General features: G+C 67.1%; 9 protein-coding genes. 3 read left to right on the forward strand and 6 right to left on the reverse strand.

The features are described 5' to 3' along the window. Positions 1–161 precede the first annotated feature (161 nt). Positions 162–1,985, reverse strand: coding sequence for an acyl-CoA dehydrogenase (locus QSJ59_RS08150; RefSeq protein WP_285758347.1), 1,824 nt, complete (start codon positions 1,983–1,985; stop codon positions 162–164). 295 nt (positions 1,986–2,280) lie between these two features. On the opposite strand from QSJ59_RS08150, the gene QSJ59_RS08155 reads away from it, so the two are divergent. The 3 genes from QSJ59_RS08155 to QSJ59_RS08165 all read left to right on the forward strand — a co-directional run bounded on the left by QSJ59_RS08155 (position 2,281) and on the right by QSJ59_RS08165 (position 5,764). Continuing rightward, positions 2,281–2,754, forward strand: a complete 474-nt coding sequence (locus QSJ59_RS08155; protein ID WP_285758348.1) for an RDD family protein — start codon at positions 2,281–2,283, stop codon at positions 2,752–2,754. Positions 2,755–2,913: 159 nt separating this feature from the next. After that, positions 2,914–4,203, forward strand: coding sequence for a glycosyltransferase (locus tag QSJ59_RS08160; RefSeq protein WP_285758349.1), 1,290 nt, complete (start codon positions 2,914–2,916; stop codon positions 4,201–4,203). Between the two features lie 274 nt (positions 4,204–4,477). Then, positions 4,478–5,764, forward strand: a complete 1,287-nt coding sequence (locus QSJ59_RS08165; RefSeq protein WP_285758350.1) for a glycosyltransferase — start codon at positions 4,478–4,480, stop codon at positions 5,762–5,764. 117 nt (positions 5,765–5,881) lie between these two features. Here the strand turns inward: QSJ59_RS08165 and clpB are convergent, their stop codons facing one another. From clpB to dnaK, 5 genes are all read right to left on the reverse strand, one after another. Next, entirely contained in the window at positions 5,882–8,473 is a 2,592-nt protein-coding gene (gene clpB, locus QSJ59_RS08170) for an ATP-dependent chaperone ClpB (protein ID WP_285758351.1), read from the reverse strand. A 93-nt stretch (positions 8,474–8,566) separates the two neighbouring features. Next, a complete protein-coding gene (locus tag QSJ59_RS08175; protein ID WP_285758352.1) occupies positions 8,567–8,983 on the reverse strand; it encodes a heat shock protein transcriptional repressor HspR in 417 nt (138 codons plus the stop codon). A gap of 5 nt (positions 8,984–8,988) precedes the next feature. After that, complete coding sequence (gene dnaJ / locus QSJ59_RS08180) at positions 8,989–10,152, reverse strand: molecular chaperone DnaJ (RefSeq protein WP_285758353.1); 1,164 nt, start codon at positions 10,150–10,152, stop codon at positions 8,989–8,991. 136 nt (positions 10,153–10,288) lie between these two features. Further along, the gene (grpE, locus tag QSJ59_RS08185; protein ID WP_285758355.1) at positions 10,289–10,990 is read right to left on the reverse strand and encodes a nucleotide exchange factor GrpE; all 702 of its coding nucleotides are present in this window, start codon (positions 10,988–10,990) and stop codon (positions 10,289–10,291) included. Between the two features lie 34 nt (positions 10,991–11,024). Then, positions 11,025–12,875, reverse strand: coding sequence for a molecular chaperone DnaK (gene dnaK / locus QSJ59_RS08190; protein ID WP_285758356.1), 1,851 nt, complete (start codon positions 12,873–12,875; stop codon positions 11,025–11,027). Between the last annotated feature and the right edge of the window lie 34 nt (positions 12,876–12,909).

Raw genomic sequence — 12,909 nt, forward strand, 5'->3', positions numbered from 1 at the left:
TGCGTGGGGGGCGTTCGTACGAGGTGCTACTACCCTCTGGCGCGCCGTACAAGACTGGAATTCGCTGACACTTCAAAGAAGGCGTTCGGGGTGGACCGCCCCCATGGGCATGACGGTGGGGACGGACCCGTCGGACCCGTCCCCACCGTCACGGCCGTGACCTAGAACGCGGACTCGGGCACGTCCATCAGGTCCAGCGTGGTGCGCTCGGTGATCGCGCGCTCGGTGCTCAAACGCGGCAGGACCTGGTCGGCGAAGAACCGCGCGGCCGCGATCTTTCCGGTGTAGAAGTCCCGGTCCGTTCCGGTCGCGCCGTCGACGCGGGTCAGCGCCACTTCGGCCTGGCGCAACAGCAGCCAGCCCAGGACGACGTCGCCCAGTCCGAGCAGCAGGCGGGTGCTGTTGAGACCCACCTTGTAAAGTTCGCGGATCTCCTCGCTGGAGCGCATCGCGTCACCGACCATCAGTTCCACGATGGCCTGGACGTCGGCTGCCGCCTGTGCCAGCAGCGCCCGCTCGTTCTTGAGCTGGCCGTTGCCGGCCTCACTCGTGGCGAACGCCTGGATCTCTCCCATCACCTGGCCCAGCGCCTGGCCACCGTTCTTCACGATCTTGCGGAAGAACAGGTCCATCCCCTGGATGGCGGTGGTGCCCTCATAGAGGGTGTCGATCTTGGCGTCGCGGATGTATTGCTCGATCGGGTACTCCTGCAGGTAGCCCGACCCGCCCAGGGTTTGCAGCGACTCCGAGAGCAGGGCGTAGGAGCGTTCCGACCCCACGCCCTTGACCAACGGCAGCAGCAGGTCGTTCACGGCCTCGGCCATCGGGGCGTCCTGCCCCGCGGCCTTGGCGATCTGCACCGCGTCCTGCTGGGTCGCCGTGTAGACGACCAGGGCGCGCAGCGCCTCGGCGTAGGACTTCTGCATCATCAGGCTGCGACGCACGTCCGGGTGGTGCGTGATGGTGACACGCGGTGCCGACTTGTCGCTCTGCTGGGTGAGATCCGCGCCCTGCTTGCGCTCCTTGGCGTACTCCAGCGCGTTGAGGTAACCGGTGGACAGCGTCGCGATCGCCTTCGTCCCGACCATCATCCGGGCGTACTCGATGACGAGGAACATCTGCCGGATTCCGTCGTGCTTGTCCCCGACCAGGTAGCCGACGGCAGGGTGCCTGTCGCCGAAGGTCAGCTCGCAGGTGGTGGACGCCTTCAACCCCATCTTGTGCTCGACGTTGGTGACATAGGCGCCGTTGCGCTCGCCCAGTGAGCCGTCCTCCTCCACCAGGTATTTGGGGACGAGGAAGAGGGAGAGACCCTTGGTGCCGGGCCCGTGGCCTTCGGGGCGGGCCAGCACGAGGTGGAAGATGTTCTCGCTCATGTCGTGCTCGGCGGAGGTGATGAACCGCTTGACGCCCTCGATGTGCCAGGTTCCGTCGTCCTGCTGGACCGCCTTGGTGCGGCCGGCGCCCACGTCGGAACCCGCGTCGGGTTCGGTGAGGACCATGGTCGCCCCCCATCCGCGGTCGATCGCCAGTTGGGCGAACCTCTTCTGCTGCTCGTTGCCCTCGTTCCAGAGGACGCTGGAGAAGTTCGGGCCGGCGGAGTACATGTAGATGGCCGGGTTCGCGCCGAGGACCAGCTCGGCAGCGGACCAGACCAGAGAGGGGGGCGCCTGGGTCCCGCCGAGCTCGGCGGGCAGGTCCAGGCGGAACCATTCGGCGTCCATGTACGCCTGGTAGGAGCGCTTGAAGCTCTCGGGCATCGTGACCTCGCCGGTCGCGGGGTCGAACACCGGGGGGTTGCGGTCGGCGTCCTCGAACGACTCGGCCACGACGCCGGTGGCGAGCCGGTTGGCCTCGTCCAGGATGGTGCGGGCGGTTTCCTCGTCGATCTCCCCGAAGGGGCCCGTCCCCAGTACGTCCTGGCGGTTGAAGACCTCGAAGAGGTTGAACTCGATGTCTCGGAGGTTGCTCTTGTAGTGAGTCATGGCCTGTGCTCCGCTGTGTCGTGGCCGCTGCTTCTGCACAGCCGATCTACTGACTGGTAACAAATTTATGTTACTACTCGGTAGTGGATTTTTGCCAGTGGGTTCCTCTGATCGGCCCGACCGTGGCCGCTATCGGCCGGTCTGAAATGTCCGGGAACCGCCGGAATCGGGATATGGCCCTGCCGGGCGATGGTTCGTTCATAGCCTGGAGACTCGGCGTCGGTCGCTTCAGTGCCGCTCAACAGGGGTATTTCCACATCGACGCAGGCAGGAAGCGACGATGGGAGGCGGCCCCGTGACGGCGAGCGAAGCGTCCTCGAAGTACCGGCTGCGGTTGCCCACCCGCGCCACCACGACCGTCATCGCCCGCCGCCTTGCCCAGGGGCTGGTCGATCTCGCGCTCTCCTCCGGGCTGGTGGCGCTCGTCCTCGCGCTCTACCTGCTCGTGCCGTTGGAGGCGGAGTTCGCCAGCGAGACGCTGTTCGTCGTGTTCTCCGTCCTGATCCTGGCTCTCGCGCTCTGGGTGCACGCCTGGTACTGGGTGGCCCGCCCCTCGCGTCACGGGCGCGGCCAGACCACCGGAATGGAGTTGCTGGAGATCCGCGTGGTCGACGCCGGAGGCGGCCCGGCCACGGTGGGGCAGCTCTTCGTCCGTTGGCTGCTGCTTCCGGTGGACCTGCTGCTCGTCGGCCTCGTCCTCATGCTGCGCGACGTCCGGCACCGGCGACTCGGCGATCTGGTCGCCGGCACCGCCGTCGTGCGCGACTGAAGTCGATCGGGAATCGGCGCCGCATAATCACCAGGTCGGGGCAAAACGGGCATTATTCTTTTTTGTTATTCACTTCCCGTGTTGACGTATTGATCGGCAACCCACTTGAATCAGCGCATCGATAATTTTTAGCGCTGATAACGGTGCGGAGGCCGTTTCATGGACGGGCAGAGGCTGACGGTGCTGTTCCTCCCGGAGAGCGCCTACGGCCCGACGAACAACTGCATCGGCATCGGTGACGTGCTACGGCGCAGAGGCCACCGGGTCGTTTTCGCCGCTGAGGCATCCTGGCGGGGAAGGTTGTCCGCACTGGGCTTCGAGGAAAGGCTGGTGGACCTCGAACCCCCGCCCGAGGACGGGCGGACCGAAGAGCCCGGCCAGTTCTGGAAGGACTACGTCTCCGCGATCAAGCCGGAGTTTCGCAAACCCACGTTCGAGCAACTCGACACCGTCATCGCCGACATCTTCGCCACCCTCATCGAGGGGGCCAAGTACGCCGAGCCGCGGCTCAAGGAGATCATCGCTGAGGTGCGTCCCGACGTCATCGTCGAGGACAACGTGGTGCTGTTCCCGGCGCTGGCCACCGCGGGGGTGCCGTTCGTCCGGATCGCCTCCTGCAACCCCTTGGAGGTCCCGGGCGTGGACGTGCCGCCGATCTTTTCCGGCTACCCCTCCAACGACCGCAGCTGCTGGCCGGGGTTCCGTAACGAATTCGAGCGTCGGCACCGGGAACTGTGGGTCGAGTTCAACGAGTGGGTCCAGGAACAGGGCGCGGGCCCCCTGCCCTATCTGAGGTTCCTGCCCGAGGCCGACGCCAACCTCTACCTCTATCCCGAGATCGCCGACTACGTGGACCGCAGGGAGATGAACCCCAACTGGATCCGGTTGGAGTCCTCCGTCCGCCGCACCGACGAGCCCTTCGAGGTGCCGGAGAAGATCGCCAAGGGGCAGGGGTCGTTGATCTACTTCAGCCTGGGCTCGTTGGGGTCGGCCGACGTGGAGTTGATGCAGCGTCTGATCGACATGCTGGAGCACACTGTGCACCGCTACATCGTGTCGATGGGCCCCCGGCACGAAGAACTGCGGCTGCCCGACAACATGTGGGGCGCGGAGTTCCTGCCCCAGACCACCATTCTTCCGCTGGTGGACCTGGTCATCACGCACGGCGGCAACAACACCGTCACCGAGTCCTTCCACTTCGGCAAACCCATGCTGGTGCTGCCGCTGTTCTGGGACCAGTACGACAACGCCCAGCGGATCCAGGAACTGGGCTTCGGAGCCCGGCTCGACACCTACCGGGTGACGTTCCGCGAGCTGCACCAGGCGATGGAGGGGTTGCTCGGCAACGCCTGGATGCGCCAGCATCTCCGGGAAATCGGTGCGGAGATCCGCGATCGCAGCGGGCTCGACCTGGCGGCGGACGAGATCGAGCGGGTCGGCAAGGTCTGAGTGGCCGATTGTGGGCGTGGTCACCGGGAGAGCCGTTTCTCCTTGGTGAAGAGCACGTTGGGCCACTGATTCCGAGGAAAAATTCGTTCGAAGCGATGGAATTTGAGGCTCAAAGCCCCTTCTTCCCGTGATTTAAAACTGATAATCACATAGGAATCGGTTCTGTGAATCACGGGAATCACAGGAACCTTGTATAGCCTCCCCCCGAAAACCCCCGGGCGGGTCCGGAATCGGATTCCTCCGCCCCACTCCTCGACAGGTGGTGCCCTGGCTGATGGCCGATCGGAAACTGACGGTGCTGTTCCTCCCCGAAAGCGCCTACGGTCCGACCAACAACTGCATCGGGATCGGTGACATCCTGCGTGCCAGGGGACATCGGGTGGTGTTCGCGGCGGAATCCTCATGGAAGGGTCGCCTGGCGCCGCTCGGTTTCGAGGAGGCCCTGGTCGAGCTCTCCCCGCCGGCCGGGGACGATGCCGAGCAGGACGCCGGCCAGTTCTGGAAGGACTACATCGCCCAGATCTCCCCGGAGTTCCGCAAACCCACCTCCCAACAGCTCGAAACGGTCATCCGACCGATCTTCGACGAGCTCATCGCGGGAGTGAAGTACGCCGAGCCGCGGCTCAAGGAGATCATCGCTGAGGTGCGTCCCGACGTCATCGTCGAGGACAACGTGGTGCTGTTCCCGGCGCTGGCCACCGCGGGGGTGCCGTTCGTCCGGATCGTCTCGTGCAATCCGTTGGAGGTCCCCGGCAAGGCGGTGCCGCCGGCCTTCTCCGGCCTTCCCACCGGAGCCCGCGGCGCGGCCGCCGACTTCCAGGCCGAGTACGCGCGAACCCACGGCGAGCTATGGGCGGAGTTCAACGACTATGTCGTTGCCCAAGGGGCGCCGGCGCTCCCGGACCTCCAGTTCATGCCGGAGGCCGACCTCAACCTCTATGTCTATCCGGAGGTCGCCGACTACGTGGACCGTCGTCCCCTCGGCCCCTCCTGGCACCGGTTGGACTCCTCGGTTCGACGGACCGGTATCCCCGTGGAGATTCCCGCCCCCATCGCCTCGGGCGAGGGGTCGTTGATCTACTTCAGCCTGGGCTCGTTGGGGTCGGCCGACGTGGAGTTGATGCAGCGTCTGATCGACATGCTGGAGCACACTGTGCACCGCTACATCGTGTCGATGGGCCCCCGGCACGAAGAACTGCGGCTGCCCGACAACATGTGGGGCGCGGAGTTCCTGCCCCAGACCACCATTCTTCCGCTGGTGGACCTGGTCATCACGCACGGCGGCAACAACACCGTCACCGAGGCGCTGCACTTCGGCAAGCCGATGATCGTGCTGCCGCTGTTCTGGGACCAGTACGACAACGCCCAGCGCGTCCACGAACTGGGTCTCGGGCAGCGTCTGGACCCCTACCAGTTCGAGCCTGACGAGTTGCGCGCCACCGTGGAGAACCTGCTCGGCAACGCGGCACTGCGCCGCAGCCTCACCGAGACGGGAGAGGAGATCCGCAGTCGCGAAGGCGTCGTGCGCGCGGCCGACCTGATCGAGTCCGCCGTCCGTTGACCCTGCGCGCGCTCTGCGCTTCCGTGCCTTGACGAAGCGCCCCGATGCAATTGCATCGGGGCGCTTTTTCGTGGCGGTCCGTGCGCGCCATGCGTCACGTACCGCGGTGCGTCCGGCTCAGTCCTTCGTCGCACCCACCTTCAGCGCGTCCTTGGACTCGTCCACGTCCACCCGCACGGTGTCGCCCTCGCGAAGCTCGCCGGAGAGCAACGCCCGCGCGAGCGGGTCGCCGATCGACGCCTGGACGAGCCGGCGCAGCGGGCGTGCGCCGTAGACGGGATCGAAGCCGGTCAGGGCCAGCCACTCGCGGGCCGCGGGAGTGACCTCCAGACCCAGGCGGCGGTCGGCCAGACGCTTTGCCAATTTGTCGACCTGGAGATCCACGATCCTGGTCAGCTCCTCGGTGGACAACGCGTCGAAGACGATGACATCGTCCAGCCGGTTCAGGAACTCCGGCTTGAAGGTGGTGCGTACCACCTGCATCACCTTGTCGTGCCGGCTCGCCTCGTCCATCGACTGGTCCACCAGGAACTGCGAACCCAGGTTGGAGGTCAGGATCAGGATGGTGTTGCGGAAATCCACCTGGCGCCCCTGGCCGTCGGTCAACCGGCCGTCGTCCAGTACCTGGAGCAGGGTGTCGAAGACCTCGATGTGTGCTTTCTCCACCTCGTCCAGCAGCACGACCGTGTAGGGCCTGCGCCGGACCGCTTCGGTGAGCTGACCGCCCTCCTCGTAGCCGACGTAGCCGGGAGGCGCCCCGACCAGCCGTGCCACCGAGTGTTTCTCGGAGTACTCGCTCATGTCGATGCGCACGATCGCGCGCTCGTCGTCGAACAGGAACTCCGCCAGAGCCTTGGCCAGCTCGGTCTTTCCCACACCGGTGGGACCGAGGAACAGGAAGGAACCCGTGGGCCGGTCGGGGTCGGAGATCCCGGCGCGGGCACGGCGTACGGCGTCGGAGACCGCGGCGACCGCCTTGGCCTGCCCGATCAACCGTTGGCCCAGCTCCTCCTCCATCCGCAGCAGCTTGGAGGTCTCGCCCTCCAGGAGTCGCCCCACGGGGATGCCGGTCCAGGAGGAGACGACCTCGGCGACATCGTCTGCGCCGACCTCGTCCTTGACCATGGCGGACTGGTCGCGCTCGACCTCGTCCTCCTCCGCGGCCTCCTCCAACTGGCGCTCCAGTTGCGGGATCTCGCCGTACATCAGCCGGGACGCCTCCTCGAAGGCTCCGTCGCGCTGCGCGCGTTCGGCCTGGCCGCGTAGGGCGTCCAACCGCTCCTTGAGCTCACCGACCCGGTTCAGGCCCGCCTTCTCCTGCTCCCAGCGCGCGATCAGGCCGTTGAGATGCTCCTGTTTGTCGGCGAGGTCAGCACGCAAGCGCTCCAGCCGGTGCAGGGACGCGGAGTCGGACTCCTTCTCCAGCGCCAGCTCCTCCATCTTGAGCCGGTCCACGGCACGTTGGAGCTCGTCGATCTCCACCGGGCGGGAGTCGATCTCCATGCGCAGCCGGGAGGCCGCCTCGTCGATCAGGTCGATGGCTTTGTCGGGCAGGAACCGCGCCGTTATGTAGCGGTCGGACAGTGTTGCCGCCGCGACCAGTGCGGAGTCGGCGATCTGCACCTTGTGGTGGGCCTCGTAGCGGCTCTTCAACCCCCGCAGGATCGCAATCGTGTCGGCTGCCGAAGGCTCACCCACCATGACCTGCTGGAACCGTCGCTCAAGCGCCGGATCCTTCTCGATGCGCTCGCGGTACTCGTCCAGGGTGGTGGCACCCACCATGCGCAGCTCGCCTCTGGCCAGCATCGGCTTGAGCATGTTGCCCGCGTCCATGGCCCCCTCGGCGGCACCCGCGCCCACGACCGTGTGCAGCTCGTCGATGAAGGTGATGACCTGCCCGTTGCTCTCCTTGATCTCGTTGAGGACGGCCTTCAGCCGTTCCTCGAACTCGCCCCGGTATTTCGCGCCGGCCACCATCGCGGCGAGGTCGAGTGAGATGAGCCGCTTGTCGCGCAGCGACTCGGGGACGTCCCCGGCGACGATGCGCTGGGCCAGGCCCTCGACGACCGCGGTCTTGCCCACCCCGGGTTCGCCGATGAGAACCGGGTTGTTCTTGGTGCGTCGCGACAGGACCTGGATGACCCGCCTGATCTCGGAGTCGCGCCCGATCACCGGGTCCAACTCGCCTGCCCGGGCCCGCTCGGTGAGGTCGACGCCGTACTTCTCCAGGGACTGGTACGTCTCCTCCGGATTTTCCGAGGTGACCTTGGCGTGCCCGCGAACCCGCTCGAACGCCTCCAGCAGCGCTTCGGGGGTGGCCCCCGCCTCGCGCAGCAGTGTCGCGGCCGTCCCGCCGTCGGTGGCCAGCCCCACGAGCAGGTGCTCGGTGGAGACGAACGCGTCCTCCAACTGCTCGGCGCGCTGGGCCGCGGTGTTCAGTGACACGATCAGCTGACGCGAACTGCCCGGCGTGCTCAGACTCGTGCCAGACGCCTTGGGCAGGCCCGCGATGGCTTCTTCGACCTGTGCGTTCAATACCGCAGGGTCCACTCCGACCTCTTTGAGGAGCGGCCGGATGACCCCCTCGGACTGGTTGACCAGTGCGACGAGCAGATGGACCGGCTCGACCTGCGGACTGCCGTCCGTGGTCGCGCGCCGGATCGCCCCCGACAGCGCTTCCTGGCTCTTCTTGGTGAACTTGTACTCCACGGCTCTTGCGCCCCCTTCTGGTGAAACACGAGAACAGTCGGATCAATGCCTGTGGTCCGGCACGTCCCCGAGCCTCGGGGCCGTGACCAGGGCCTACTGCTCGGGGGGGTGGGTGTTGAAGATGGTGAGCCGGGTGCGGCGCACCAGCTCGCCGCCCGGGGCGTCCGGGCGTGCGACCCCGGCGGCCCGCCGCACTGCCGCACGCGCCGCCTCCATCTCGTTGTGAAGATGGAACAGGTGCTCGCGCAACTCGGTGACCTCGCGCTGTAGCTCCAGGATGCGTTTGATCCCGGCGAGGTTGATGCCCTCCACCTGGGACAGCCGCTGTACCTCCCGCAACTGCTGGATGTCGCGCATCGAGTAGCGCCGTCCACGTCCGGACGCCCGGCCCGGTGAGACCAGACCGAGCCGGTCGTACTGCCGAAGGGTCTGCGGGTGCAGCCCGGACAGCTCCGCCGCCACCGAGATGACATAGACCGGAGTGTCATCGCCGAACGCGGGAGTGGTCATGGCTCTTACGCCCCCTTAGCCCGCGCTTCGAGGTCGCTGCGCGGGTCCTGGTCGGCCGTGGCGGTGCGGAACTGCTCCAGGGCTTGCCGAGCCTCACTGCTGAGGTTCTGCGGGACCGCGACCTCGATGGTGACCAGCATGTCGCCGACCGTGCCGTCGCGTCGCTGGGCACCCTTGCCGCGGACCCGGAGCGTGCGCCCGTTGGGTGTGCCCTGGGGAATCTTGACGGTGACAGGGAAACCGTTCATCGTCGGGACGCGGACGTCCGCGCCGAGTACCGCCTCGGGGAAGGTCACCGGGACGGTGATGGTCAGATTGTCACCGGACTTGCCGAACACCGGGTGCGGCTGCACATGTACCACCACGAATAGGTCTCCGGCCGGGCCGCCTCGTTCGCCCGGCGCGCCCTTGCCCTTGATGCGGATCTTCTGGCCGTCGGACACGCCTGCCGGGATCCGGGCCTGAATCGTGCGGGTGCTCTTGCCGCGTCCGCTGCCGTGGCAGGTGGTGCACGGGTCGTCGACGACGAGTCCGCGCCCCCGGCACTCGCTGCACGGCTCCGACAGGGAGAAGCCGCCCAGGTTCTTGTTCTCGTGCCCGGTCCCCGAGCACTTGGGGCAGACCCGCGGCGCACTGCCGTCCTTGGCCCCGGTGCCCCGGCAGGTCGGGCAGGAAGTCTCGGAGGTCAGATGGAACGACCGGGTCACCCCGTTGGCGGCCTCCGCGAAGGTCAGCTTCGCCTCGGTCTCCACGTCCGCGCCGCGTCTGGCCTGGGTCGTCGACCGGCCTCCGCGTCCGCCGAACAGGCCCCCGAACAGGTCGCTCAGCCGCTCGCCGCCTGCGCCGCCGGCACCACCCGGGGTTCCCTGGCCGAACAGGTCACCGAGGTTGAAGTCGCCGGCCCCGCCGCCGCCATTGGGGCGGTAGGCCCCGCCGAACATGGAACGGGCGTCGTCGTACTCCTTGCGGCGTTTCTCGTCGGACAGGACGCTGTACGCCTCGGAGATCTCCTTGAAGGTCTTCTCCGCCTCGGCGTCGCTCTTGTTGGCGTCGGGGTGGTACTTACGGGCGAGCTTGCGGTAGGACGACTTGATCTCGTCAGCCGTGGCCGTCTTTGAGACTCCGAGGACCTTGTAAAAGTCCTTCTCCAGGTAGTCCTTGGTGCTCATCGACGCCTGCTTCTCCCTGTGCTCGTCCGTTGTGTCTGCATCCCCCGCCGATCCCGGCCGCCAAGGGCCGGATCCGCCGTGTTCGGCGGAAGGCCGGGGGCGGTGCCGCGGTTTCGGCCGCACCGCCCCCGGTTCACTACTGCTCGCCCTCGGCCGGGGCCTCTGCCTCGGCGGGTGAGGGCGTCTCGGCCGCGGGCTGCGGCGCGGGCGCATCGTCACCCGGCCCGGCCACGACCACGCGGGCCGGTCGGATGATGCGCTCACCGATGAGGTAACCGGGCTGGAACACTTCCAGGACGGTGGGCACGCTCACGCCGGGGGAGGGGACCATGGTCAGGGCCTCGTGCACGTTCGGGTCGAACTCGTCGCCCTGCTCCGCGTACTTCTTCAACCCCAACTTGGTCACCAGCGACTCCAGCGACTCGCCGACCGACTTGAACCCGCCGTTCAGCTCGTCGTGGGAGCGGGCCCGCCCGATGTCGTCCAGGATCGGCAGCAGCTCGCCCAGGACCTGGGCCAGCGCCTGCTCCCGCACGACCACCCGGTCGCGCTCGACCCGCTTGCGGTAGTTGACGTACTCCGCCTGCAACCGCTTCAGGTCGTTCGTGCGCTCGGTGAGTTCCTCCCGCAGCGACGACAGTTCCGTGTCGTCGAGCGCGGGAACCTCCTCTGCGACTACGGGTTCCGCAGCGTCGTCCGGCTCTGCCTCGGGCGCCGCAGTCGGCTCCTCGGCAGGCTCCGGGGTACGCAGCTCACCGGTTTCGGGGTCGATGCGCCGCTTGTCGCGGATCACCGGGCCCTGCTGTTCGTTGCCGTTCTCGTTCTCCGGCACCGCCATTTAGCTACGCCTCCTCTTCGACTGGCCGCGGACTTCAGGCGTTGCCTTCGCGCTTGGGCTGCTCCTCGTCGACGATCTCGGCGTCCACGACGTCGTTGTCGTCGGCGGAGGCGTTCGGGCCCGGGGCATCCGCGGAGTCGCCGCTCTGCTGGTTCTGGCTGTAGATCGCGGAACCGATCTTCTGGCTGGAAAGCGCGACCTTCTCGCTCGCGGAGCGGATGGCGTCGATGTCGGAGCCTTCGAGAGCCTTCTTCAGCTCGGCGACGGCCTCCTGGGTCTCGGTCTTGACCTCGGCCGGGATCTTGTCGTCGTTGTCGGCGATGACCTTCTCGGTCTGGTAGACCAGCGACTCGGCGTTGTTGCGGACCTCGGCGTCCTCACGGCGCTTGCGGTCCTCGTCGGCGTACTGCTCGGCGTCGCGGATCATCTGGTCGATGTCCTCCTTCGGCAGGGCGGACCCGCCGGAGATGGTCACCGACTGCTCCTTGCCCGTGCCCAGGTCCTTGGCCGTGACGTTGACGATGCCGTTGGCGTCGATGTCGAAGGCGACCTCGACCTGCGGGACACCGCGCGGCGCCGGGGGCAGGCCGGTGAGGTCGAAGACCCCGAGGCGGCGGTTGTCCCGGGCGAACTCGCGCTCGCCCTGGTAGACCTGGATCTGCACGGAAGGCTGGTTGTCGTCGGCGGTCGTGAAGATCTCCGAGCGCTTGGTCGGGATGGCCGTGTTGCGCTCGATGAGCTTGGTGAACACGCCGCCCTTGGTCTCGATGCCCAGCGACAGCGGGGTCACGTCGAGCAGCAGGACGTCCTTGACGTCGCCCTTGAGCACGCCGGCCTGAAGGGCCGCGCCGATGGCCACGACCTCGTCGGGGTTGACGCCCTTGTTGGGCTCCTTGCCGCCGGTCAGCTCCTTGACCAGGTTCACGACGGCCGGCATACGGGTGGAACCGCCGACCAGGACCACGTGGTCGATCTTGTCGACGCCGATGCTGGCGTCCCGGATGACCTGCTGGAACGGAGCCTTGGTGCGCTCAAGGAGGTCGGAGGTGAGGCGCTGGAACTCGGCTCGGCTGAGCTTCTCGTCCAGGTGCAGCGGGCCCTCGGCCGACGCCGTGATGTAGGGGAGGTTGATCGAGGTCTCGCTGGAGCTGGACAGCTCGATCTTGGCCTTCTCGGCGGCCTCGCGCAGACGCTGGAGCGCCATCTTGTCCTTGGCCAGGTCGACGCCGTTGCTGTTCTTGAACCGCTCGACCAGCCAGTTGACGACGGCCTGGTCCCAGTCGTCGCCGCCGAGGTGGTTGTCGCCGTGGGTGGCCTTGACCTCGACCACGCCGTCGCCGACGTCCAGCAGTGAGACGTCGAAGGTGCCGCCGCCCAGGTCGAAGACCAGGATGGTGGCTTCCTCCTCCTTCTCCAGGTGGTAGGCCAGCGCGGCGGAGGTGGGCTCGTTGATGATGCGCAGGACGTTGAGGCCCGCGATCTTGCCCGCGTCCTTGGTGGCCTGGCGCTCGGAGTCGCTGAAGTAGGCCGGGACGGTGATGACCGCGTCGGTGACCTCTTCGCCCAGGTACGCCTCGGCGTCGCGCTTGAGCTTTTGCAGAACGAAGGCGCTGATCTGCTGGGGGTTGAAGGTCTTGTCGTCGATCTCGACGGTCCAGTCGGTGCCGATGTGGCGCTTGACCGAGCGGATGGTCCGGTCGACGTTGGTCACCGCCTGACGCTTGGCCACCTCGCCGACGAGGACCTCGCCGTTCTTCGCGAAGGCTACGACGGACGGGGTCGTCCGGGCGCCTTCGGCGTTGGCGATAACCGTGGGCTCGCCGCCCTCCAGGACCGAGACGACCGAGTTCGTCGTACCCAGGTCGATGCCGACCGCACGTGCCATGAGTGCATCCTCCGTGAAAGTTGAGTCGTACTAG

It is taken from the genome of Nocardiopsis ansamitocini, from assembly GCF_030268225.1.
GTDB classification, from domain to species: Bacteria; Actinomycetota; Actinomycetes; order Streptosporangiales; family Streptosporangiaceae; genus Nocardiopsis_D; species Nocardiopsis_D ansamitocini.

What these genes read in the sequence shown, in the direction of transcription:
- QSJ59_RS08150 (WP_285758347.1), bottom strand. Translation starts at nt 1,985, where the DNA reads ATGACTCACTACAAGAGCAACCTCCGAGACATCGAGTTCAACCTCTTC.
- QSJ59_RS08160 (WP_285758349.1), top strand. Translation starts at nt 2,914, where the DNA reads ATGGACGGGCAGAGGCTGACGGTGCTGTTCCTCCCGGAGAGCGCCTAC.
- QSJ59_RS08165 (WP_285758350.1), top strand. Translation starts at nt 4,478, where the DNA reads ATGGCCGATCGGAAACTGACGGTGCTGTTCCTCCCCGAAAGCGCCTAC.
- QSJ59_RS08175 (WP_285758352.1), bottom strand. Translation starts at nt 8,983, where the DNA reads ATGACCACTCCCGCGTTCGGCGATGACACTCCGGTCTATGTCATCTCG.
- dnaJ (WP_285758353.1), bottom strand. Translation starts at nt 10,152, where the DNA reads ATGAGCACCAAGGACTACCTGGAGAAGGACTTTTACAAGGTCCTCGGA.
- grpE (WP_285758355.1), bottom strand. Translation starts at nt 10,990, where the DNA reads ATGGCGGTGCCGGAGAACGAGAACGGCAACGAACAGCAGGGCCCGGTG.
- dnaK (WP_285758356.1), bottom strand. Translation starts at nt 12,875, where the DNA reads ATGGCACGTGCGGTCGGCATCGACCTGGGTACGACGAACTCGGTCGTC.